The sequence below is a fragment of the Sulfitobacter sp. JL08 genome (assembly GCF_003352045.1).
In the GTDB taxonomy this organism is placed as follows: Bacteria; Pseudomonadota; Alphaproteobacteria; order Rhodobacterales; family Rhodobacteraceae; genus JL08.
The window spans coordinates 2,651,620-2,674,787 of sequence record NZ_CP025815.1 but is presented as its reverse complement, the minus strand read 5'-3'; the positions used below and the strand labels follow the sequence as shown (position 1 = coordinate 2,674,787).

Annotated in this window: 23 protein-coding genes; 12 read left to right on the top strand and 11 right to left on the bottom strand. The window is 58.9% G+C overall.

Annotation, left to right across the window (positions count from 1 at the left end; genetic code table 11):
• Positions 1-7: 7 nt before the first annotated feature.
• From C1J05_RS13130 to C1J05_RS13085, 10 genes are all read right to left on the bottom strand, one after another.
• Positions 8-1,390: an IS1182 family transposase gene (locus C1J05_RS13130; RefSeq protein ID WP_114870639.1), complete on the bottom strand. Its 1,383-nt coding sequence runs from the start codon at positions 1,388-1,390 to the stop codon at positions 8-10.
• Between the two features lie 134 nt (positions 1,391-1,524).
• Entirely contained in the window at positions 1,525-1,818 is a 294-nt protein-coding gene (locus C1J05_RS13125; RefSeq protein WP_114870638.1) for a hypothetical protein, read from the bottom strand.
• A gap of 153 nt (positions 1,819-1,971) precedes the next feature.
• Positions 1,972-2,718, bottom strand: coding sequence for an ABC transporter ATP-binding protein (locus tag C1J05_RS13120; protein ID WP_114870637.1), 747 nt, complete (start codon positions 2,716-2,718; stop codon positions 1,972-1,974).
• The gene (locus C1J05_RS13115) at positions 2,715-3,497 is read right to left on the bottom strand and encodes an MlaE family ABC transporter permease (protein WP_114870636.1); all 783 of its coding nucleotides are present in this window, start codon (positions 3,495-3,497) and stop codon (positions 2,715-2,717) included. The genes C1J05_RS13120 and C1J05_RS13115 overlap by 4 nt, the downstream gene beginning before the upstream one ends.
• The gene (gene alr / locus C1J05_RS13110; protein WP_114870635.1) at positions 3,494-4,528 is read right to left on the bottom strand and encodes an alanine racemase; all 1,035 of its coding nucleotides are present in this window, start codon (positions 4,526-4,528) and stop codon (positions 3,494-3,496) included. Before alr ends, C1J05_RS13115 begins: the two co-directional genes overlap by 4 nt.
• Positions 4,529-4,617: 89 nt before the next feature.
• Positions 4,618-5,355, bottom strand: a complete 738-nt coding sequence (locus C1J05_RS13105; protein WP_114870634.1) for a MipA/OmpV family protein — start codon at positions 5,353-5,355, stop codon at positions 4,618-4,620.
• Between the two features lie 88 nt (positions 5,356-5,443).
• A complete protein-coding gene (locus tag C1J05_RS13100; protein WP_114870633.1) occupies positions 5,444-6,943 on the bottom strand; it encodes a replicative DNA helicase in 1,500 nt (499 codons plus the stop codon).
• A 176-nt stretch (positions 6,944-7,119) separates the two neighbouring features.
• Positions 7,120-7,800, bottom strand: coding sequence for an orotate phosphoribosyltransferase (locus C1J05_RS13095; protein ID WP_114870632.1), 681 nt, complete (start codon positions 7,798-7,800; stop codon positions 7,120-7,122).
• 103 nt (positions 7,801-7,903) lie between these two features.
• The gene (gene pyrC, locus C1J05_RS13090; RefSeq protein ID WP_114870631.1) at positions 7,904-8,941 is read right to left on the bottom strand and encodes a dihydroorotase; all 1,038 of its coding nucleotides are present in this window, start codon (positions 8,939-8,941) and stop codon (positions 7,904-7,906) included.
• A gap of 95 nt (positions 8,942-9,036) precedes the next feature.
• A complete protein-coding gene (locus C1J05_RS13085) occupies positions 9,037-9,996 on the bottom strand; it encodes a phosphoadenosine phosphosulfate reductase (RefSeq protein WP_114870630.1) in 960 nt (319 codons plus the stop codon).
• A 318-nt stretch (positions 9,997-10,314) separates the two neighbouring features.
• Between C1J05_RS13085 and C1J05_RS13080 the strand changes: the two genes are divergently transcribed.
• The 10 genes from C1J05_RS13080 to C1J05_RS13035 all read left to right on the top strand — a co-directional run bounded on the left by C1J05_RS13080 (position 10,315) and on the right by C1J05_RS13035 (position 20,689).
• A complete protein-coding gene (locus C1J05_RS13080) occupies positions 10,315-11,223 on the top strand; it encodes an AAA family ATPase (RefSeq protein WP_114870629.1) in 909 nt (302 codons plus the stop codon).
• Complete coding sequence (locus C1J05_RS13075) at positions 11,220-12,122, top strand: MBL fold metallo-hydrolase (RefSeq protein ID WP_114870628.1); 903 nt, start codon at positions 11,220-11,222, stop codon at positions 12,120-12,122. The genes C1J05_RS13080 and C1J05_RS13075 overlap by 4 nt, the downstream gene beginning before the upstream one ends.
• Positions 12,115-13,386 (top strand): vWA domain-containing protein, encoded by a 1,272-nt coding sequence (locus C1J05_RS13070; protein ID WP_114872312.1) that lies wholly within the window; start codon positions 12,115-12,117, stop codon positions 13,384-13,386. Before C1J05_RS13075 ends, C1J05_RS13070 begins: the two co-directional genes overlap by 8 nt.
• Positions 13,387-13,456: 70 nt before the next feature.
• Positions 13,457-14,008, top strand: a complete 552-nt coding sequence (locus tag C1J05_RS13065; protein WP_114870627.1) for a YeeE/YedE thiosulfate transporter family protein — start codon at positions 13,457-13,459, stop codon at positions 14,006-14,008.
• A gap of 3 nt (positions 14,009-14,011) precedes the next feature.
• A complete protein-coding gene (locus C1J05_RS13060; protein ID WP_114870626.1) occupies positions 14,012-14,602 on the top strand; it encodes a YeeE/YedE thiosulfate transporter family protein in 591 nt (196 codons plus the stop codon).
• A 151-nt stretch (positions 14,603-14,753) separates the two neighbouring features.
• Positions 14,754-15,722 (top strand): XdhC family protein, encoded by a 969-nt coding sequence (locus C1J05_RS13055; RefSeq protein WP_114870625.1) that lies wholly within the window; start codon positions 14,754-14,756, stop codon positions 15,720-15,722.
• Positions 15,719-16,729, top strand: a complete 1,011-nt coding sequence (locus tag C1J05_RS13050; protein ID WP_114870624.1) for a molybdopterin-binding protein — start codon at positions 15,719-15,721, stop codon at positions 16,727-16,729. Before C1J05_RS13055 ends, C1J05_RS13050 begins: the two co-directional genes overlap by 4 nt.
• A gap of 111 nt (positions 16,730-16,840) precedes the next feature.
• On the top strand, positions 16,841-17,326 hold the full coding sequence (locus tag C1J05_RS13045; RefSeq protein WP_114870623.1) for a (2Fe-2S)-binding protein: 486 nt from the start codon (positions 16,841-16,843) through the stop codon (positions 17,324-17,326).
• A gap of 95 nt (positions 17,327-17,421) precedes the next feature.
• Entirely contained in the window at positions 17,422-19,791 is a 2,370-nt protein-coding gene (locus C1J05_RS13040; RefSeq protein WP_114870622.1) for a xanthine dehydrogenase family protein molybdopterin-binding subunit, read from the top strand.
• Between the two features lie 109 nt (positions 19,792-19,900).
• Positions 19,901-20,689 carry an FAD binding domain-containing protein gene (locus C1J05_RS13035; protein WP_114870621.1) on the top strand — a complete coding sequence of 263 codons (789 nt, stop codon included), beginning with the start codon at positions 19,901-19,903 and terminating at the stop codon, positions 20,687-20,689.
• 68 nt (positions 20,690-20,757) lie between these two features.
• Here C1J05_RS13035 and infC read toward each other — a convergent pair whose 3' ends face one another.
• On the bottom strand, positions 20,758-21,255 hold the full coding sequence (infC, locus tag C1J05_RS13030; RefSeq protein WP_254684599.1) for a translation initiation factor IF-3: 498 nt from the start codon (positions 21,253-21,255) through the stop codon (positions 20,758-20,760).
• A gap of 253 nt (positions 21,256-21,508) precedes the next feature.
• Between infC and C1J05_RS13025 the strand changes: the two genes are divergently transcribed.
• The gene (locus tag C1J05_RS13025; protein WP_162798067.1) at positions 21,509-22,228 is read left to right on the top strand and encodes a translation initiation factor 3; all 720 of its coding nucleotides are present in this window, start codon (positions 21,509-21,511) and stop codon (positions 22,226-22,228) included.
• Positions 22,229-22,348: 120 nt separating this feature from the next.
• On the top strand, positions 22,349-23,164 hold the full coding sequence (locus tag C1J05_RS13020; RefSeq protein WP_114870618.1) for a TauD/TfdA dioxygenase family protein: 816 nt from the start codon (positions 22,349-22,351) through the stop codon (positions 23,162-23,164).
• Positions 23,165-23,168 lie beyond the last annotated feature (4 nt).

Genomic DNA, 23,168 nt, shown 5'->3' with positions numbered 1-23,168 from the left:
CGCCTTTTTACCCTGCGGCAGGCACCATCGGCTTGAGCTTGGCCAATTTCCGAAGGTTCTGGGCGATCGCTGCGAGAGTAAATTCATCTTGGACGCCGCATGGGCCTCGTAATCGTAGCCGTCCCAGCCCAAGGATGCGTTTGAGATGGGCGAACAGCATCTCGACCTTCTTGCGCCGCTTCTGCGCTGTCGGGTTAAACTCTGACGCCGTGCATTGATGGGCAAATTCCCTGACTTCCTCAAACTGCTCACGAGTCACAGAACGCGCGTCCACTTTGGGACAACACTTCTCCTTGGCAGGGCAAACGCTGCAGACCATCTTGCTGGCTCGGTATTTGCGGCGTCCCGTTCGAGGCTGTTTGTTGCGCGGGTCTTTATGATATTGCCGCGTGCGTTTCAGCTCTGCACCTTCAGGGCAAAGATACCTGTCATTGTCTGCATCCCAAGTGAAATCGGATCGCGAGAAGGTGCCGTCACGGCGCGCAGATTTATCAAACACAGGGATGAAGGGGAGGATCTTTCGCTTGAGCGCAAGCCAAACCAAATTGTCTGCTGATCCATATGCGGTGTCCGCAGCGATCCAATCGGGCTTCACGCCAAAGCACTCTTGTGTACGGTCGATCATCTTACGCATTGCCCCGACCTCTGCGGTTTTGTTCGAGCGACTTGCGTCCACGTCCATGATAATCCCGTGATCGGTATCAATCAGGTAACTGTCTGAGTAAGCAAAGAAAGCTGGGCCTTTCCTTGCAGCAGTCCACTGGCTTTCGGGATCAGCATGGGCCGTGAACTTGGGCTTGGCCGTCGTGGCAGCGCCAAAAGCCTCGTCATCCAGGGTGTCGAGATACTCGCGAACTGCACGCGGTGCATCATAGGGATCAATGTCTCGAGCCGCCCAATCATCGGGATTGCTGGAGTTCTGTTTCTGTACGTCAGCGCTGATCAAGCTGGCATCCACTGCAAAGCCCTGACCGCCGACAAGCCCTTCTTCCATGCAACGTGCCACGGTTGTCTCGAAGACATGGCGCAGCAGATCGCTCTCGCGAAAGCGGCCATGGCGGTTCTTGGAAAAAGTAGAGTGATCAGGGATACGGTCCGTTAGATCGAGACGGCAAAACCACCTGTACGCCAGGTTCAAATGAACCTCTTCGCACAGCCGGCGCTCCGAGCGGATGCCAAAACAATATCCCACCAACAGCATTCGGATAAGCAGCTCAGGGTCAATGGATGGGCGACCAGTATGGCTGTAGAAGTCCGCAAGGTAAGCCCGGATGCTGCCCAGATCGACGAACCGATCAATCGACCGCAGCAGATGATCTTGCGGGACATGATCTTCCAACGAGAACTCGTAGAACAGCGCTGCCTGTGCTTCCTGCTTCGGTCCCAACATCGCAAACCCTCCCACTCACTAACAGAATTGAATCAGCGATGCGCCTCGCAATCAAGGAAGAGTTTTTCAACGAAATCTCCCAAAGACTTTAGAGTCGTGCGTCGCGTTTTTATGCGAGGACTTGTCTGCCGGGGTCAGGTTGCGCGGGATCCTGTTGCGTTCAGATTGCAATAAGCCCGCAGCAATAACCAGATGGGCAAGGTTGATCCGGCACATGCCAGCGCAACAAGGCCAGGCAAATGGCCTGCCAGCATCGGCAGCATGACCCAGATTGCGGATATGATCGACAGGCCCGCCATGGCTGCGTAAAACGGACGGTTCGCACTGCGCGAGCGCAGGAACCGCCGCAATGCGGTATAAGCAACAGTTGCCGGCAGCAAAACAAACCCAACTAATATCAAAACGTGCACTGCAAGGGCCAGATCCATGACGGTCCTTTGACTGGTGAAGGTGTGGTTATAGTGTCGGTTACCCCCGCGCAGGCGTCAATCACGGACAGTGTCGCACTGCGCGCCTTCGGCGTCGAACTGCCGATGGCGTGGCGGATGCTGCACTGCCGGGGTGGAATGAACCAAAAAAGCCTAACGAACCGCTTCGATCGGACCTTCGGCGCGGCCGTTGATAAACTGGTCAAGGTAGGGATCACCTGAATTGTCCATGTCGGCAACCGGGCCGGTCCACTGGATTATCCCGTCATGCAGCATCGCCACCTTGTCGGCGATCGCCCGAACCGAGGACATGTCATGGGTGATCGTCATGGCCGTCGCCCCCATTTCAACGACGATCTCGCGGATCAGATCGTTGATTACTCCGGACATGATCGGGTCAAGCCCGGTTGTCGGTTCGTCAAAAAAGATAATCTCGGGTTCGGCTGCAATGGCGCGGGCAAGGCCGACGCGTTTTTGCATCCCGCCCGACAGTTCGGACGGGAACAGATCGGCCACATCCGGCGTCAGGCCGACGCGGCGCAGTTTTTCTATGGCAATGGCGCGCGCTTCGTCCTGCGGCCGTTTGAGCGATCCGCGCAGCAAACGAAACCCCACATTTTGCCAGACGGGCAGGGAATCAAACAACGCGCCACCCTGAAACAACATGCCGAACCGCGCCAGAAATGCATCACGGTCGCCGCTGGCGGCATCGGTGCCGTCCACCGTAATTTTACCGCCGTCCGGTTTTATGAGTCCCAGAATGCATTTCAGTGCCACAGACTTGCCGGTACCGGACCCGCCGATGATCACCATGCTTTCGCCGCGCGGCACCGACAGGTCAAAATCGCGCAATACGACCTTGCTTCCGAATGATTTTGTGACGTGTTCCATCTTGATCATACCGAAAAGAAGACCCCCGTCAGTGCAAAATTGCTGGCCAGTATCAGCACGGCCGCAGCTTCAACCGATCCTTTGGTCGCGCGGCCAACACCTTGGGCGCCGCGCCCGGAATTCATACCGTAATAGCATCCCAGCAAAGCGGCGATGAAACCAAAGACTGCCCCTTTGGTCAGCGAAGAAATGATATCCAGCGGTTCCAGAAAATCAGCTGTGTTCTTGAGGTAGGTCGCGGGATTGAACCCCAATGTGCCGGTGGATACCGCATAGCCGCCGAAGATGCCGATAATATCCCCGATGCCGACCAGCAGTGGCACCGTGATCAGCGCCGCCAGCACGCGCGGCGCGGTCAGGTATTTCATCGGGTGGGTCGAAAGCGTGACAAGCGCGTCAATCTGTTCGGTCACTTTCATCGTCGCGATTTCCGCGGCGATTGATGATGTCACCCGTGCTGCAATCATCAGGCCAACCATCACAGGCCCCAGTTCGCGCACCATCCCGATGGCCACGATCTGCGGCACCACCGCTTCGGCGTTGAAGCGTGCCCCGCCTGCATAAATCTGCAACGCCAGTGCTCCACCGGTGAACAATGCGGTCAGGCCGACCACCGGCAATGACAGCCACCCGATATGCAACATGGCATGGGCGAATTCACGGGGATAAAACGGCGGTCGCAGGATATGGCTGACCGTATCAAAGGCAAAGATCGCCACCCGCCCGATCGCCCCCAAAAGGGCCAGAACTGTCCGGCCCAGGGCCGCAAGGGGGGCTGTTACGATCATTCGGAATAATCCCTTGTATACCGCGCCCCAAGTGCCGTCAGGATTTCATAGCCGATAGTGCCCGCTGCCGTGGCCAGAGTATCAATCGACTGATGCGGGCCAAGGATTTCCAGATTTTCGGGATCAGCCTTCAAATCCGTCACGTCCACAGTGATCAGATCCATCGATATGCGGCCCACAATCGGGCAGGCGGTCTGTTCGGCGAACATGTGCGCGCCTGGCCCAAGGCTGCGCAGCAGACCGTCTGCATATCCGGCGGCGACCGTGGCAATGCGCGATGGACGGTTTGCCGTCCACGTGTTTGAGTAGCCTACGGTTTCGCCCACGTTCACGTCGCGGACCTGAATTACCGGCAGATCAAGGCGCACCACAGGCGTGGCTTCGATGAAGGGCAGTCCGCCATAAAGCCCGATACCGGGGCGCGTCATATCCATGTGATAGTCTTCGCCCAGAAGCAGGCCGCCGGTTGCCGCCAGCGACAACGGAATCTCAAGGCCCTGCGTCATCTGGCGGAACGTGGCCAGTTGTTGCCCGTTCATCGGGTGGTCGGGCGTATCGGCACAGGCCAGATGCGAGGTGACAAGCTTTGGCCCCAGGGGCAATGCCACCTCTTTCAGTGCGGCCCATTCCGCCGCTTCCAGACCCAGCCGGTTCATACCGGTATCAAGCTGGATGCCGAAAGGCGCATCAGCAAGGGATTCAACATGGCGCACCATCTGGTCAATGGAATTGATCATCGGCGTCAGCGCGTGATTGCGAAGCCGCGCTGTGTCACCCTGCATATGTCCGCTCAGAACATAGATGGTCGGTCCGCGACCGATAGCCTTGCGAACAATGGCACCTTCGTTTGCATAGGCCACAAAGTATGTCCGCGCCCCGGCGCCTGCCAAAGCGGTTGCAACTTCGGCAATGCCCAGCCCGTAGCCGTCTGCCTTGACCACTGCGGCAGTTTCACAGGTGCTTAATGCATCCAGCGCGCGCCAGTTTGCCACGATGGCTTTCAGATCAATGCTCAGGTTACCGGTTGTCATGCGCTGTTCATGACATCCGCGCGGGCAGGGTCAAGAGGCAAAGGCGACCTGTCTTCCCGGTGGCGGATAAAGCAGCGCCCTTTATCGGTTCAAAAACTGTAGGAAATGCCAAGTGCACCACTGAAAAGTTGGTCATCCTCGATAATCGGGCTGCCGGAGATATCGGAATTCAGGAAATCAACGCGCACCGTGCCCAGAAGGCTCCAGTTACCGGAAAGCGGAAGTCTGGCGCGCAGGCTGACATAGGGCACGATGACATCGCCAGGCGCATAAGCCGGACGCCCGATCGCCGTTTCGGACGGCGAGACGCCCCAGATATAACGGCTTAAATCATCGTTCTGCCAGAACGCACCCGCGCCCAGATCCAGCCCGAGGCGTCCGACCCTGGTGCGTGTGCCGACGCCGAACCGCAATTCCTGACCGTCATGTTCACCGGTGAATTCCTGACGCAGGTCGAAGCTGGCGTAATAAACGCCGATGTCATAGCGCGCCTCAAGCGCAAGATCACCGGTGACCTGCCTGTCAATGCCATCCAACAGCGCGCCATCGGTTGAAATCAGGCCGGAAAACCGCGGACGGGCCGCAACTGTCACGTCCCAGGGGCCGGTTTGGATAAATCGATATCCCAATCCGTTGGTTCCGATCGATAACGGGCCAGAACGGTATGAAATCAGCGGTATAGGCACCACATCCGCGCTTTGTCCGATATAAGGGTTGCTGTCGGTCGCAATGATCACGCCGATGTTCCAGCCATCGGGCGCACGCCCCTGGGCAGTAAGCGTAGCAGGAACGATCAGGAAAAAGATCAGGGCAACGAAAGGCTTCATCGGGTGCTCGCAGGTTAAAAACTGGTTTACGGATCAAACCCTCGGTCAGATCAGAATGAATGACCGACGTGCTGGTCTTGCGCAGGCCCTAGAATTCGGTGCTGCCCGCATTGCCCTGTTGCCAAGGTTTCACCAGATTGCCAAAGCGGGTGATCCGGCCTTCGAATGACAATTCGACCGTGCCGATGGGGCCGTGGCGCTGTTTGCCGATAATGACTTCGGCCTTGCCGTGCAGGCGTTCCATCTCGTCCTGCCACGCGGCCATCTTTTCCAGTTCGTGATCGCCGGGTTTTTCGCGCTCTTTGTAATATTCTTCGCGGAACACGAACATGACCACATCCGCATCCTGTTCGATCGATCCGGATTCGCGCAGGTCGCTCAGCTGCGGACGTTTGTCTTCGCGGCTTTCCACCTGCCGAGAGAGCTGGGACAGGGCAATCACCGGAATATCCAGCTCTTTTGCGATGGCCTTCAGCCCTTGCGTGATTTCCGACACTTCGTTCACGCGGCTGTCCTTGGCAGAGGCCGGGCGCACAAGCTGCAAATAATCCACAATCAGAACGTCCAGACCGTGCGTTCGCTTCAGGCGTCTGGCACGGGCGGCCAGCTGGCTGATTGGCAGGGCGGGCGTGTCGTCAATATAAAGCGGGCACGCCTCAAGCGATTTGGCGGCATCGACAAAGCGGCGGAATTCGGCCTCTGTCATATCGCCGCGCCGGATCTGTTCGCTGGACACTTCCGATGCCTCTGACAGAATCCGCGCGGCGAGCTGCTCGGCGCTCATTTCAAGAGAATAAAACCCGACAACGCCACCATCCACGGCCCCTTCGGTGCCATCAGGGGTCAAGCCGCGTTTATAGGCTTTGGCGATGTTGAAGGCGATGTTGGTGGCCAGTGATGTTTTGCCCATCGACGGACGACCGGCCAGAATAAGAAGATCCGAGCGGTGTAAACCGCCCAGTTTCTTGTCCATATCAATCAGACCGGTCGAAACGCCGGCCAGCCCGCCTTCGCGCTGGTAGGCGGCGTTCGCCACGTTCACGGCGTCTGTGACAGCCCGCAAGAACGATTGGAAACCGGAATCCGACTGGCCCTGTTCGGCCAGCTTGTAAAGATGCTGTTCCGCCTCGACGATCTGTTCCTTGGGTTCCGAGGCCACATCGACCCGCGCCGCCTTGGCCGAAATATCGCGCCCCAGCGAAATCAGATCACGCCGGATCGCCAGATCATAGATCATCTGAGCGTAATCGCGCACCGCAAATGCACTGATCGCCGCCCCGGCCAGACGCGCCAGATAGGGCGGGCCGCCCAGTTCGCGCAGGCCCTCGTCATCCTCCATGAATGCCTTGAGCGTGACAGGCGAGGCCAGATTGTTTTTCGCGATACGCGCGGCGGCAATTTCGTAAATACGCGCATGTACGGGGTCATAAAAATGTTGCGGACCGATGATAGATGCTATGCGGTCAAACACGTCGTTATTGGTCAGGATCGCGCCCAGAAGCTGTTGTTCCGCCTCGATCGAATGGGGCATCGTGTCAGCAGATTGCGCGCCGCTTTCGGCGGTGTTGATGCTCGAAATCTCGTTCATTTTTTTGTTCTGTCCCCTTGAAGGGTGATCTTATCCAAGTCGGGCGGCGCGGTGCAAATTGTATGTTTCTGTGGATAGTCTGTGGATACCGGCGTACCGCTTTATATAGCCCTGTTCAGGTGCCTTGCGTCAACATCTTGCGGTTTCTCTCTGCGCTTAAGCGCAATATTTCGCCGTCAGGTCTTTTGCCGTGCCTCTTGCCAGGCACGCGGAGCGGTCAGAAACGTTTCAACCTCGACCAGGGTAGAATCGTCAAACGCACCGGATGCCTTGGCTTCGGCCAGAACATCCCACCAGGTACACAGATGGTGCAACTGCACGCCGTGGCCGGCCAGGGATTCTTCGGTTCCCGGGAAAATGCCATAATAGAAAATGACAGCCGTATGCGCACAGGTTGCGCCGGTTTCGCGGATGGCATCGACAAATGACAGCTTTGATCCGCCATCCGTTGTCAGATCTTCTACCAGCAGCACACGCTGGCCCGGTGTCATTTCGCCTTCGATCCGCGCGTTGCGCCCGTAGCCTTTTGGCTTCTTGCGCACATAACTCATCGGCAGAGCCATCCGTTCAGCGACAAGCGCGCCAAACGGGATACCGGCCGTTTCGCCCCCGGCGATGTTGTCGAACGCTTCAAAGCCTGCATTGCGCATGACGGTAACGGTCAGGAAATCCATCAGGGTCGAGCGGATGCGCGGATATGAAATCAGCTTGCGACAATCAATATAGGTCGGGCTGGGCAGGCCCGAGGCCAGTGTAAACGGCTCGTCCGCATTCAAATGCACCGCCCCGATCTCAAGCAGCATGCGGGCCGTCAGACGCGCCATTTCAGAGGCATCGGGATAACTGGTCGGGATCATAACGGCTCCTTCAAAAGGTCAGGCTTCTTCTGTTGTGAAATATCCCCGCCGGAGGCATCCACAGATGCGGCAGGGACAGGATTTTTGCTGTATCGCGCCCTTGTCACGCCACGTGCCAGTGCAGGTCGAAACCGGGGTCAAACACGGTCACATCGCCGTCACCCGTGGCAATCTTCTTCAGGTAGGACACCGGATGCCCCTTGGTCAGGGTAATGCTGTCGGCATTCACAGGCAGCCGGTAAAACGCCGGGCCGTTCAGCGATGTGAACGCCTCCAGCCTGTCAAGCGCATCGGCGCGTTCAAAGACTTCGGCAAGGATCGACACTGTATTCGTCGCGGTAAAGCAGCCCGCACATCCGCAGGGCAGCAACTTGTTGGCGTCTGTATGTGGTGCGCTGTCCGTGCCAAGGAAAAAACGGCTGTCGCCGGATGTGGCAGCAGCGACGAGGGCCAGTCGATGGGTTTCGCGTTTCGCCACAGGAAGGCAGTAATAATGCGGTTTGATCCCGCCGGCCAGAATATGGTTCCGGTTGATCACCAGATGATGCGTTGTGATTGTGGCGCCAAGGTTTTCGGATGCGCTGCGCACATAATCAGCAGCGACCGAGGTGGTGATGTGTTCCATCACCACGCGCAATCCCGGCGTATTCTGGCGGATCGGGTCCAGCACCCGGTCTATAAACACGGCCTCGCGGTCAAAGATATCAATGTCCGCATCCGTGACTTCACCGTGCACGCAGAGCGGCAGCCCTATGTCGGCCATCCGTTCCAGCACGCCGCGAACCTTGTCAAAATTCGCAACACCGCTTGCCGAATTGGTTGTTGCGCCGGCCGGATACAGTTTCACCGCCTTCACAAGTCCGCTGGCATGTGCGGCGGCAACGTCATCGGCATCGGTGTCTTCCGTAAGGTATAGCGTCATCAACGGTTCGAACGCCATGCCTTCTGGTAGGGCCGCCATGATCCGGTCGCGATAGGCCGCCGCATCGGCGCCCCGAACCACCGGTGGTACCAGGTTCGGCATGATGATCGCGCGGGCGAAATGGCGGGCGGTTTCGGGCAGGACAGCCGCCAGCATTGCGCCGTCGCGCAGGTGCAGGTGCCAGTCGTCGGGGCGGCGCAATGTCAGAGTTTCGCTCATGCCCGCGTGGCTAGCACAGGGTTCTGACTGTCGCCAGTGCCGATAGGGCAAACAGGTGGAAAATTGCGGGCGGCATGCGTTCCGGGCGGCTACGTCTAGCTGTCAAAGATCGCTTCTTGTGGTTGGTTGGCGCGGTGCTTGATGCGCAGGTCTTTCAGGCGCTGGCGAAACAGCGGCGCGTTCATTCTGTTCGAGACGTTGCTGCACAGCATGATGGCAAGCTGGGTGCGGTCTTCGCGTTCCAGCACCCCGAGCAGAAATCGCAGGTATGGGCGGTATTCCCGCCGCGCGCGAAACAGCTGCGCGAATGACGGAACATCCAGCTGGCCGTTGCCCGCGTCCGTCAGCATCTGCCAGAACACTTCCATTGCGATCAGACTGCCCTGCAGCGCGGCGCCCATATGCGGCATGCGCAGATGCGTTACATTACGGCCGTTGAACAGGGCGGCGTGCATCGCATCCAGCCGCTGATAGGGATCAAAAACGATAAAGGCGTGTTGGGCCGCCTCGATCATGTCGGGGGCAAATCCGTAGCGATCGGTGAATGTCATGCGGCGGTTTTCAATGAACCTGTCATCCCACCCCGCGACGGCAGGGGTCAGGGTAGCTTGCGGTTGCACGGCCAGAACCGTGGCGCCCGGCGCACTGACCGAAAATGCAGCAGCGGCATACCCGCACGGGCCCGCGCCGTAAAAGATCACCTTGCTGTAATTGTCGAAAAAACAATCATCCACAAGAAGATCGAAAAATTCGTAAACATCCCCGTCGCGAAACCAGGTGTCGCCATCGCTGATCAGGCATAAATGCGACCAGCCGTTTTCGCGCACCATGTCCCAGCCCAGCGGCTGGCCGTTTTCGGACAGCGACTGGATGCCTTGCAGGTTTTCAAAGGTCACCAGAAGCGTGTCAGACTTTTCGATAAAGCTGGCGTAGTGGCGGGTGCCCAGAGGTTCGAAAAACCCCATTTCGTCCGATGCCGTGGCAAGTGCCTCCAGCCAGTCGCCTTTGGACAGCCCGACCATCGGTGTTTCCAGACTTTCGTGGGCCTTTTGCATACCATGCGTTCCTGACACAAACCGAGTTGAAAGATAGTATCGGTTTTTTTGTGCGGTCAATATGCCAAAATTGACGACAGAGTGTTGATCGTCGCAATTTAAACGACTTATCCACAGGCTCTGCGCGCACTGGGTGAACCGCGTCGGGTCAATGCACCCATTGGGCGAATGCCGGGCGGGCGTTCGCGCGCAGATGTACCTCGCGATTCGAAAAGCTATTCGGTCCGGCTGATCTGGTCCCAGGTATGTGGGGGTCGGTGCTTTTCTTGACGGCACCGGCGCAAGGTGTACCTATCGGGGCAACAGGAAAGGGCCGACATGGCAAAGATTGATAGTATCGAAGACGTTCAGGCGTTGCTGGCAGGACAGGGTTACATTTGCAGCCGCGCACTGGGCGTTCTGGTGTTTCTGGCGCTTCGCCTTGGGCGACCGTTGTTTCTTGAGGGCGAGGCGGGCACCGGCAAAACCGAGATTGCCAAGGCGCTGGCTGCCGGTTTGAACCGCCGTTTGATCCGGTTGCAATGTTACGAAGGTCTGGATGCGTCCAGCGCCGTCTACGAATGGAATTTCCCCGCGCAGATGGTGGCGATCCGCACGGCAGAAGCGGCAGGCGGCGCAGATCGTGCTGCCTTGCAAGAGGAACTGTTCAGTCGCGAATATCTGATTGAACGGCCACTGCTGGAAGCGATGCGCCCTGACGAAAACGGCGCACCGGTGCTGCTGATTGACGAACTGGATCGTACGGATGAACCGTTCGAGGCCTTCCTGCTTGAGGCGCTGAGCGATTTTCAGGTCACGATCCCGGAACTGGGCACGATCAAGGCTCCCAAACCGCCGATTGTGGTGCTGACATCAAACCGCACCCGAGAGGTGCATGATGCGTTGAAACGCCGGTGCCTGTATCACTGGGTGGATTATCCCGACTTTGACCGGGAAATTGAAATCCTGCATGCCCGCGCGCCCGAAGCCGCCGACGCGCTAAGCCGCGAAGTCGTTGCCTTTGTGCAGGCGCTGCGCACCGAAGACCTGTTCAAGAAACCCGGCGTGGCTGAAACCATCGACTGGGCGAAATGCCTTCTGGCGCTGGATGTGATCAACCTTAGCCCCGAAGTGATCGCAGACACGCTGGGCGCGGTTCTGAAATATCAGGACGATATTCAGAAACTGCAAGGTTCCGAGGCCAAGCGCATTCTGGATCAGGCCAAGGCGGCACTGGCGCCTGCATGACCCGCAAACGCCCGCCCCATCTCCGGATATTGCAGCCGCATGCTGGCGTGTTTGCCTATTATGACGGGCGGGTGGCGGGTTACCGGTTTCTGGACGGGCCGAACTGGGTCGATGATGGGGCGATTGCGCTGGGCATTGCGACCTATGCGATCGTGTCGGGTTCGCAGGCGCTGGTTTATGACACGCATGTATCGCTGGACCACGGTGCGGCGATCCGCGCGCATTTGCACGATCTGGGCGTGCGCGACATCACGATTGTCTACAGCCACTGGCATCTGGATCATATTGCGGGCACCGGCGCATTTTCCGATTGCCCTGTCATTGCCAACAGCCGAACCGCGCAGCATCTGACGCAGCGCCATGCCGGGATCGAGGCCGGCACGGAAAGCGGCCTGCCCGCGATTGCACCGCTGGTTCTGCCGACCCGCACCTTTGACGGGCAGATGGAATTGCAACTGGGCGCACGCAAGGTGGTGCTGATCGAGGCGAATATTCACAGTGACGATGCCACCGTGTTGTGGCTGCCGGATGCCGACATTCTGCTGGCTGGCGACACGGTCGAGGATTGCGTGACCTATGTGGCCGAGCCATCCGATTTCGCCACTCATCTGGCTGATCTGGATCGGCTTGCCGTCTTGGGTGCGCGCCATGTTCTGCCTGATCACGGATCGGAAACGATCATCGCGAGGGGCGGATATTCGAACGAAATCATTCCGGCCACGCAACGCTATATCCGCTGGCTGATGGATCTGCGCGACAGCCCCGAACGGGCAGACACCCCTGTGTTCGATATACTAAGGGACGATCTGGACAGCGGGGTGCTGCACTGGTTCGCGCCTTATCAGCGTATTCACGACCAGAACGTTGCCCGCACGTTGGAATGGTATGGCCATGCCTGAATATCCCGCGCTGGAACTGCCTGACGATCCCAAGCTGGCGCAGAACATCACCCATTTTGCGCGCGCGTTGCGCCGCGCCGGCCTGCCGATCGGAACGGGGCGTATTCTGGATGCAATCACGGCTGTACAGGCCGCAGGCTTCAGCGAAAAACGCGATTTTTACTGGACGCTGCAGGCCTGTTTCGTGTCGCGCCCCGAACACCGCACTGTGTTTGCCCAGATTTTCCGGCTGTACTGGCGTGACCCGCGCTATCTGGAACATATGATGTCGATGCTGTTGCCGGCGGTGCGCGGCGTTCAGGAAGACCGCAAGGGGCAGGCGGCAGAAAAGCGGGCGGCCGAGGCACTGCTGGACGGGCAGGAACGCGATCTGCCTGAAATGGACGAAACGCAACCGGAAGACGGCACCGAAATCGAAGTTGATGCCAGCCTGACCATTTCGCAGGAAGAACGGTTGCGCACGCTGGATTTCGAGCAGATGAGCACGGCGGAAATGGCGCAGGCCAAGCGGATGCTGGCGCAGATGACACTACCGGTTAAACCGATCGCGTCCCGCCGGAGCATGGCTGATATCAACGGTGCACGGATTGACCGGCGAGCAACTTTGCGCGCGGCAATGCGGCGCGGCGGAGAATTGCACCGGATCGCGCATGTGTCGCCGCGCCCGCGCTGGCCCAATCTGGTGGTCTTGTGCGACATTTCCGGCTCGATGAGCCAGTATTCCCGCGTGGTTCTGCATTTCTTGCATGCAGTATCCAATGCCAAGGGGGCAGGCTGGGCCAAGGTGCACGGCTTTACCTTTGGTACTCGCTTAACCAACATCACCCGCCATCTGGCGCAGCGCGATGTGGATGCGGCGCTGGCTGCCGCCGGTGCGCAGGCGCAGGATTGGGAAGGCGGCACGCGCATCGGCAGTTGTATTGCCCAGTTCAATCGCGACTGGTCACGCCGCGTGATGGGGCAGGGCGCTGTAGTGCTGCTGATCACGGACGGCCTGGATCGCGAAGATCCCGAGGTTTTGAGCGCCGCGATGGAGCGCCTGCATCTTTCGGCGCGGCGACTGATCTGGTTGAACCCGCTGCTGCGCTGGGACGAGTTTGCCCCGAAGGCCCAAGGAATTCGCGCCATGCTGCCCCATGTCGACAGTTTTCGCGCAGGCCATTCGATAGATTCCCTCGCGGCGCTGGCCCATGCGATTTCGCGCCCCGATGATGTGGGCGAAAAGGCCAGATTGATGGCCCAGATCACTTCGGACCCGATTTGATCTAAATCATTCCATTTACAGAATGTGTCATATACATTCCTTCCAATGAATGTGTTTTGGGAGAAATGAAATGCCATTGAACTGGAAAATCGGCGGGCTTCTTCTGGGCCTTGTCTTCTTTATGGCGGTGCTGCTGGTCAAACCGATCGGGGTCAGCACCCAATTCGTGATTTTGAATGGTATCATCGGTGATCTGGTGAACCCCGATCTGGTAACGCAAACCAGTGACGGCTTTGCCTCAAGCAATGCGTATCTTGACAAATCGGGCGGCAAATATGCCGAGGCCGCGGCCAACCCGATGAACTACAGCTTTGTTTTCGTGCTGGCCATGATGGCCGGCGCGTTCCTGTCCACATGGGCGCGCGGCGGCCTGGAAAAGGCAGAGCGCACGATGCCCGCCTTGTGGCGGGCCAATTACGGTGACAACGCAGCGCAGCGCTATGCCGTTGCCTTTCTGGGTGGTTTTGTCGTGTTGTACGGCGCGCGTCTGGCGGGCGGTTGTACATCGGGGCACATGATGTCGGGCATGATGCAAACCGCGCTGTCGGGTTACATCTTTGCCGCTGGCGCCTTTGCCGCCGCCATCCCCGTGTCCATTCTGATGTTCAAAAAGGAGGCCTGAGCCATGTCTTCGCTTATACTTGCAATCGTAATCGGTGCTGCATTCGGCGCCGTTCTGGACCGGATCGGGGCCACCAACCCGACCTATATCGACAAGATGCTGAACCTGATGAACCTGAACCTCATGAAAGCCATATTGCTGGCGATCGGCACCGGGTCTGTCCTGATGTTTGGTGGCCAGATGATCGGGCTGGTTGACGTGGGGCATATGTCGGTCAAAGCCGCGTATGCCGGTGTGTTCATTGGCGGGTTGATGCTGGGGGCCGGATGGGCTGCCAGCGGGTATTGTCCTGGCACAGGTGTCTGCGCGGCCGCATCGGGACGCAAGGATGCGGTGTTTTTCATTGCGGGCGGTTTGCTGGGGGCGGCGGCCTATATGATGACCTATCCGATGTGGAAAGCATCCGGCCTGCTGAACGATGTGGCTGGGGGCAAGGTGACTTTGGGCACCGTCCCGAATTCGGGCTATGACGGTCTGACATCGTTTTCCGGTGATCTGGTCGGGATCGTTCTGGGGTTGGCGTTTATTGGTGTGGCCTTTGCGCTGCCCGAACGGTTGCGTCCTCAGCCTGCAAGGACGGTTGCGGCGGAATAAGTTTGCCGCAAACTTGATCCAATCAACTTGAAATGCGTCCCTTGGGGCGCATTTCTTTCGTCCGGCAGGGTGTCAAACCCTGTGCCGGCGCGCAAATGGGGCAGACATCCCCTGCTGCCTGCGCCATAATTTGCGCCAAAGGAGTTCTGAAATGGATCGGTTTGACGATTGCCCTGAAACGGCGCTGCACTGGCACAGGAACGGGCGCGGTGCTGTGCTGGCCACGGTTGTCGAAACATGGGGCAGCGCGCCACGGCGCGTGGGCGCGCAACTGGCGATCAGCGGGGATGGCCATATGCGCGGGTCTGTTTCGGGCGGCTGTGTCGAAGGGGCCGTTATTCTTGAGGCGCAGGATGCGCTGGAAAAGGGCGAAATGCGCCTGCTGGAATATGGTGTCAGTGACGATGACGCGTTTGCGGTCGGGCTGGCCTGCGGGGGAACGATCCGCGTTTTGGTAGAACCGGTCGGCGCTGTCCTGCCCGAAAATGTGTTGGATCAGATCGTTGCGGCGCGGGCCGCGCGGCAGGCTGTGGCCTACGAGGTGAACACAGAAAGCGGCGCGCGCCGTGTTGTTTCAACCGGACATGCGGACCGCTTTCGGCTGGACCGCTCAGGCTTTGAAGAGGATGGCCATACGTTTGTGGCCATCCACAATCCGCCCCTGCGCCTGATCGTGGTCGGGGCGGTGCATATCGCGCAGGCGCTGGTGCCGATGGCGCGAATCGCGGGGTTTGATCCGGTGGTCGTGGAGCCACGCGCCGCCTTTGGGTCTGAAGCCCGGTTTCCGCGTGAAACCATTGTCGAGGACTGGCCTGACGAGGCGCTGGATAAGCTGGGCCTTGATGCGCGCACAGCGTTGGTTTTGCTGACCCATGATCCCAAACTGGATGATCCGGCGCTGCATCGCGCGCTGGTGTCAGATGCGTTTTACATTGGCGCGCTGGGGTCCAAGCGGACCCATGCAAAGCGTGTGGACAGGTTGACTGCTGACGGGTTTTCGCCGCAGCAGATCGCACGGATCAAGGCCCCGGTCGGGCTGGATATCGGGGCCAGTGGCCCTGCGGAAATTGCTGTTTCGGTTCTGGCCCAGATGATCGCGCAATTGCGGGGCGGGGCATGAAATTTGGTACGGTGCCGGTACAGGAGGCGCTGGGCGCGGTTCTGGCCCATTCTGTCGATCTGGGGCAGGGACGGTTGCGCAAGGGTGTGGTGCTGACGAAAGACCACATTGCCAGATTGGAGGCGGCCGGTGTGCACGACGTGGTTGTTGCCGCGCTCGATGCCGATGATGTACCCGAAAACGCGGCGGCGCAGCAACTGGCGCAGGCGCTTGTGCCCGATCCGGCGGCAGCCTGTCTGCGGGTGACGGATGCGTTTACCGGCCGCGTCAATCTGCTGGCCGACGGCCCCGGTGTTGCCGTTCTGGATGTGCCCGCGCTTGAGGCGTTGAACCGCGTGCATCCCATGATCACGCTGGCAACGGTGCCGCCCTTTGCGCAGATGCGCGCCAAAGGCATGGTGGGCACGATCAAGATCATATCATACGCCGTGCCGCGCGCCGCGCTGGAACAGGCCTGCGATATTGCGCGCGCTTCGGTGCGGCTTGCGCGGCCCGTCCATGCAACGGCGGGTTTGATCATCACGGAAATTCCCGGCGGCGCTGGTGAAAAAGGGCGCGCCGCGATCGAGGCGCGGGTGACGGCGCTGGGCATGGACATGGCCGAGGTTCGGGTGATCGCGCACAGACAGGATGCGCTGGCGGTGGCCATCGCCGGTATCAGGGGCGATGTGATTCTGATCCTGACCGGATCGGCCACATCGGATGACAATGATGTGGGCCCGGCGGCATTGCGTCTGGCGGGCGGACAGGTGGAACGGTTTGGCATGCCGGTCGATCCCGGTAATCTGCTGTTTCTGGGGCATATGGCGGACAAGCCTGTCATCGGCCTGCCGGGATGCGCCCGTGCGCCCGCGCTGAACGGGGCGGACTGGGTGCTGTCGCGCGTGGCGTGCGGCATTCATGTCAGTGCCGATGATATTGCCGGAATGGGAATTGGCGGCCTGCTCAAGGAAATTCCCACACGCCCGCAACCCAGAAACCCCAGTCCGCGCACAAAGAAAGTCTAGCGACGCGTCGGTTTTTGCGCCCAAAATGTCGTGATCGCAAAGTTGTTGTTTTCAAGTGGTATTTTGCGTGGTTAACTCGGGCCAAACGAAAAGACCAAAAGGGAGGATGTTATGACACAGGTCAAGATGACCGTGAACGGCAAAGCCGCGTCTGGAGATGTGGAAGGGCGGACATTGCTGTCCACGTTCCTGCGCGAGGATTTGAACCTGACGGGAACCCATATCGGCTGTGACACCAGCCAGTGCGGCGCATGCGTTGTGCATGTGAACGGCGTGGCGGTGAAGGCCTGTACAATGTTGGCGGCCGAAGCCGATGGCGCGGTGGTGGACACGATCGAAGGCCAGGCCGAAGCCGACGGAACGCTGAACGTGATCCAGCAGGCCTTTCAGGATCACCACGGGTTGCAATGTGGGTTCTGCACACCGGGTATGGTGATGTCGGCGGCTGCTTTGCTCAAGGAAAACCCCAAGCCGACAGAACACGAAGTGCGCGCCTATCTGGAAGGCAATATCTGCCGCTGCACCGGATACCACAACATCGTCAAGGCGATCCTTGCCGCGTCCGGTCAGGACGTCAGCGCAATCGCTGCGGAATAAAGCAACAAGGGACGCAGCGGCGGTCTGAAACCCGCCCGTCTGCCTGTCCCTTCCAGACGGACACGATCCGTCGAACCTTTAGGGAGGAGATCAACATGCCAAAGGATTCAGGCATCGGAGCCAGTTCTAAACGGCGCGAGGACGTGCGGTTTTTGACCGGCGCGGGAAATTACACGGATGACATCAACGTACTGCGCCAGGCGCACGCGTATTTCTTGCGATCAGATGTCGCACACGGTTACATCAACGGCATTAACGCCGACAAAGCCAAGGCAATGCCGGGTGTTTTGACGGTCATGACAGGGGCGGATTTCGCGGATGTCGGCGGCAACCCTGCAGGCTGGCACATTCCCAGCCGCGACGGCTCGGCCATGCGCGAGCCCAAGCGACCCGTTTTGGCGCACGGCAAAGTCCGCCACGTCGGCGATGCCTATGCAGTAGTTGTCGCAGAGACCCGCGCGCAGGCGCGCGATGCGGCTATGGCCATCGAGGCAGATATCACGGAGCTCCCTGCGATTGTGGATATGGCAGCAGCCGTTGCCGATCCGTCGCACAGGGTACACGACGAAATTGACGGCAACGTCTGCTTCGACTGGGGCTGGATTGAAGACAATCGTGCGGCTGTCGACGCCGCGTTCAAAGCGGCGCCACACGTAACGACCCTCCAGTTGATCAACAACCGACTGGTACCCAACGCATTGGAGCCGCGCGCATCCATTGGCTGTTATGAAGCGGGCACAGGCGATTACAAGTTATACACCACCAGCCAGAACCCTCACCTGACGCGCTTGCTGATCTGCGCGTTTGTCATGGGCATTGCCGAGAATAAACTGACGGTGATTTCGCCTGACGTGGGTGGTGGGTTTGGCTCAAAGATTTACCATTATGGCGAAGAGGCGGCTGTACTGGCAGCCGCCAAGGCAATCGGTCGCCCTGTTAAATGGGTGGCAGACCGCTCAGAGAGCTTTTTGTCGGATGCGCATGGTCGCGATCACGTTACAAAGATCGAGCTGGCTTGCGAAAAAGACGGCACCTTCATAGGCATTCGCACAGACACTATGGCCAACGTCGGCGCGTATCTGTCGAATTTTTCCACTGTAACGCCAACATTCCTGCATGGCACGTTGATGTCGGGCCCCTACAAGACGCCAAACGTCTATGTGAACTTAAAGGCCGTGTTCACCAACACTGCACCAGTGGATGCCTATCGCGGTGCCGGACGCCCTGAGGCGACCTACGGTCTGGAGCGCATCATCGACAAGATGTGCGACGAGCTGGACCTTGATCCGATTGAGGTGCGACGCAAGAACCTGCTGACACCGGATCAGTTCCCCTATGCCTCTCCGGTCGGGCTGGTCTATGACACAGGCAACTACCAGGCGACACTGGACAAGGTGATCGAGAAAGGCGACCTCGCGGGCTTTGAGGCGCGACGCGCCGAAAGTGCCAAGCGCGGCAAGTTGCGTGGACTGGGCATGTCCACCTGGATCGAGGCCTGCGGCATCGCGCCGTCCAACCTCGTGGGAATTCTTGGTGCGCGTGTCGGATTGTTTGATGCCGCCACCGTACGTGTCAATGCGACAGGTACCATCAGCGTGATGACCGGTGCGCACAGCCATGGGCAGGGACATGAGACCGTGTTTGCGCAGGTTGTTGCAGAGCGTTTGGGCATACCTGAAAGCAGCGTTGAGATCGTGCATGGCGACACGTCCAAGATACCCTTCGGGATGGGCAGCTATGGCTCGCGCAGTCTGGCTGTGGCAGGCTCGGCAATGGTTAAAGCCGTGGACAAGATTATTGACAAAGGCAAGAAGATCGCAGCCCATATGCTTGAGGCCGCGGAAGACGACATAGTGTTTGAGGATGGCAAGTTCGCTGTTGCGGGCACCGACAAGGCGAAGGGCTTTGGCGAGATCGCCTTTTCCGCCTATGTTCCGCACAACTACCCTTTGGAATCGCTTGAACCCGGGCTGGAGGAGTCGGCATTTTATGATCCGGAGAATTTTACCTATCCTGCCGGAGCCTATGCCTGCGAGGTTGAGGTCGATCCGGATACAGGCAAGGTCGATGTTGTCGGTTTCACTTGCGCCGATGATTTCGGTAACGTCATGAACCCAATGATCGTGGATGGACAGGTGCACGGCGGTGTTGCACAGGGTATCGGGCAGGCGTTGTTGGAAGGATGTTCGTATGACGAGACTGGGCAGCTTTTGTCGGGGTCGTACATGGATTACACCATGCCGCGCGCCGATGATCTGCCGTTTTATTCCGTTGATCACAGCTGCATCACGCCTTGTACGCACAATCCGCTTGGCGTGAAGGGGTGTGGCGAAGCTGGAGCAATCGGATCGCCGCCTGCCGTCGTGAATGCAGTCGTGGATGCATTGCGCGCCGCAGGCAGCACCGTGACCCATATCGATATGCCGCTGAGCCCGTCGCGGGTATGGGCGGCGATGAACGGATGACCTTTTCCGGCGAGGGCGTGTGTGCGCAACCGCCGGAATTCGAGTATTTTTGGACAAATGAAAACGGGAGCGACGAGGATGCTGTCCCCCGCTTGCAGGAGAAACAGAGATGTATGATTTCGAACTATTGAAACCGACCAGCCTTGCCGATGCGGTGGCTGCGATGTCCGGTGAGGACGCGCAGGCGCTGGGCGGCGGGCAGACCCTGATCCCAACGCTGAAACAGCGGCTGGCCAGCCCTGCGACACTGGTGTCGCTGACGGGGATCGCAGAAATGCAGGGCGTGTGTACGCTTGATGACGGGCAACTGAGTATCGGTGGGGCTACCACACATGCAACAGTGGCCGCGCAGGCGGGTGCCTATCCGGCGCTGGCAGCGCTGGCCAGCCATATCGGTGATCCGGCGGTGCGCAACCGTGGCACGATCGGCGGATCACTTGCCAACAATGATCCGTCTGCCTGCTATCCGGCGGCGGCGCTGGGCAGTGGTGCGACGATCGTGACCAACATGCGCGAGATCGCTGCGGATGATTATTTTCAGGGCATGTTCGAAACCGCACTAGAAGAGGGCGAGATTATCACCGAAGTCCGCTTTCCGGTGCCGCAGGCGGCGCATTACGAAAAGTTTCTGCAACCTGCCTCGCGCTTTGCGCTGGTGGGCGTGTTTGTTGCGAAATTTGCGGATGGTGTGCGTGTGGCGGTGACAGGCGCCTCGGAGGACGGTGTGTTCCGCTGGGCCGAGGCCGAAGCCGCGTTAGCCAAAGAGTTTCGCGCAGATGCGCTGATGGACCTGAAGATCAATCCGATGAACATGATCGGGGATCTGCACGGTACCAAGGAATATCGCGCCCATCTGGTATCGGTGATCACCAGACGCGCGGTGGCTGCTGCCGCCTGAATACGGGCCCCCGCCGCACAGAAAAACGCCCCCTGTGATAAAGAGGGCGTTTTTTTTGTGAATTCCGGTTACTTGTTCGGAAGCGGGCCGATCAGCATGATCATCTGGCGGCCTTCCATCTTGGGCATGTTTTCCACACGTCCCACATCCTTGGTGTCTTCTGCCACCCGCTCCAGCAACTCGCGCCCCAGATTCTGGTGCGCCATTTCGCGACCGCGAAAGCGCAGGGTGATCTTGACCTTGTCGCCATTGTCCAGAAACTTGAACACGTTGCGCATTTTCACATCGTAATCATTGGTGTCCGTATTGGGACGGAACTTGACCTCTTTGATTTCGATGATCTTCTGCTTTTTGCGGGCCTCTGCCTCGCGCTTTTGGGTTTCGTATTTGAATTTGCCGAAATCCATGATCTTGCACACGGGCGGGTTGGCGTTGGGCGATATTTCAACCAGATCCAGCCCGACTTCGTCGGCCATGACCATGGCGCGGGCGGGCGTGACAACGCCGACATTTTCACCATCGGCCCCGATCAGCCGGATTTCATCCGACCTGATGTTTTCGTTCACTCGGGGTCCGGTATCGCGCTGCGGGGGCGCGTTATGAGGTCTGCGGGCTATGAGTTTATTCCTTTGATCATTGCTGAATTTTGAGGCCTTAACCTAGACGCGGGCCTGCAACACTTCAAGCCGCAAAATAAGCTGAACCCTGCCGATTTGTGGGATTTTTTTCGATTGTACCTTCTGCTTTGATGCCGCATTTGGCACAGGATAGCGGACCTTCTGCAACAGGCAGACGGCGCAGTGTTTAAAGGATGCGAAGATGAGAAATTTATTGGTGCTGGCGGGCGTGGCCGTTGTGGTTGTGCTCGGCTATGTTTTGTTCACGGGCGACACCGCAGAAGAAGTGGCAACCCAGGCGGAAACAACGACAGAACAGGCGACAGAGGCTGTTTCGGACGCGGTTGAAGGAGCTTCAGAGGCGGCCAGCGATGCGGCGCAAGCGGTAACCGATGCTGTTAACGAGACTGCTGAACAGGCGGGTGAGGCTGCCGAGGCTGCGGTGGAACAGGCCAGCGAAGCAGCGCAAGCAGCAGGCGAAGCTGCCGAAAACGCGGTTGAGGCGGTTGAGCGTGTCGCAGAAGGCGCAAGCGATGCGGTAGACGCGGCAAGTGATGCCGTGAGCGATGCCAGCGACGCCGCGACCAGTGCGGCAAGCGAAGCGGCCGATGCCGCGGCCGATGTTGTAAACGAAGCGACAGAGGCGGCAGGCGAGGCGGCAAGTGAAGCCGTCGAGGCGGCGCAAGAAGCTGCTGAAAGCGTTGCGGGCGCGTTGCAGGAGGCGACGACGCTGCCTGCAATCGATCCGTCCGTGATGACGGTAGAGGGGTTCAACCTTGATGCGGCAAAGGAAATGATCGACAGCTCGAACCTGAACGATTTGCAGAAATTGACCCTGAAAAGCACGCTGGAAGCATCACAGGACAGCCCCGTCATGCTGAAAGTGGCGCTGGACGAGGCAAGGAACCTTCTGGGTCTGTAAAAAACAGACTTCTCAGAAGTACTGAAAAACTGCCGCGCATCTTTGGGTGCGCGGTTTTTTCTTGGGAAAGGGGCAATCCTCTGGCAGCGTGGGTTTCACCAGTCAGGAAAGGAACAGCCAATGTCTGATCTGAGCGTCACGAGATTGACCGGCGCGGTCGGCGCCGAAATCTCGGGCGTTGATCTGAACCGGATCAGTGACAGCCAGTTTGAAACGTTGTGCGATACCCTGTTCAGGCGCGGTGTCGTTGTCCTGCGGGATCAGGATTTTTCGCCCGAGGCGCATATCGCACTGGCCGAACGCTTTGGCGAAATTGACGTGAACCGGTTTTTTACGCCGGTTGCCGCGCACCCAATGATTGCCGAAGTGCGTACAAGAGCCGAGCAGAACACCGTGATCGGTGGTACATGGCACAGCGATCATTCCTATGATCCTGAACCGGCAATGGCATCAATACTGGTGGCGCGCGAATTGCCACCCTATGGCGGGGACACTTTGTTTGCGTCGATGACAGCCGCTTGCGCCGGTCTTTCGGAAGGGTTGCGCGATACGCTGTCGGGGCTGTCTGCGTGGCACACCGATGGCAGTTTCGCCCGGTCCGAATTTGATATGGGCAAGGATGCGGCCGCATTTCGCCCGCCCAGCCTGCATCCGGTGCTGATCCGCCATCCCGAAACGGGCGAAAGGGCAGTTTACGTGAACGGGGATTTCACCACCCGTTTTGACGGCTGGAGCGAGGAAGAATCGCGCCCGCTGCTGGAATACCTTTATCGGGCCGTGACCCAGCCGCAGTATTGTTGCCGCGTGCGCTGGACGCCGGGAAGCGTCGGGATATGGGACAACCGAACGGTGCAGCATTTTGCAACGGCTGATTATCAGGGACACGCGCGTCTGATGCACCGGATCACGGTGAAAGGGCAGGCGTTGGAGCGTTAGGTTT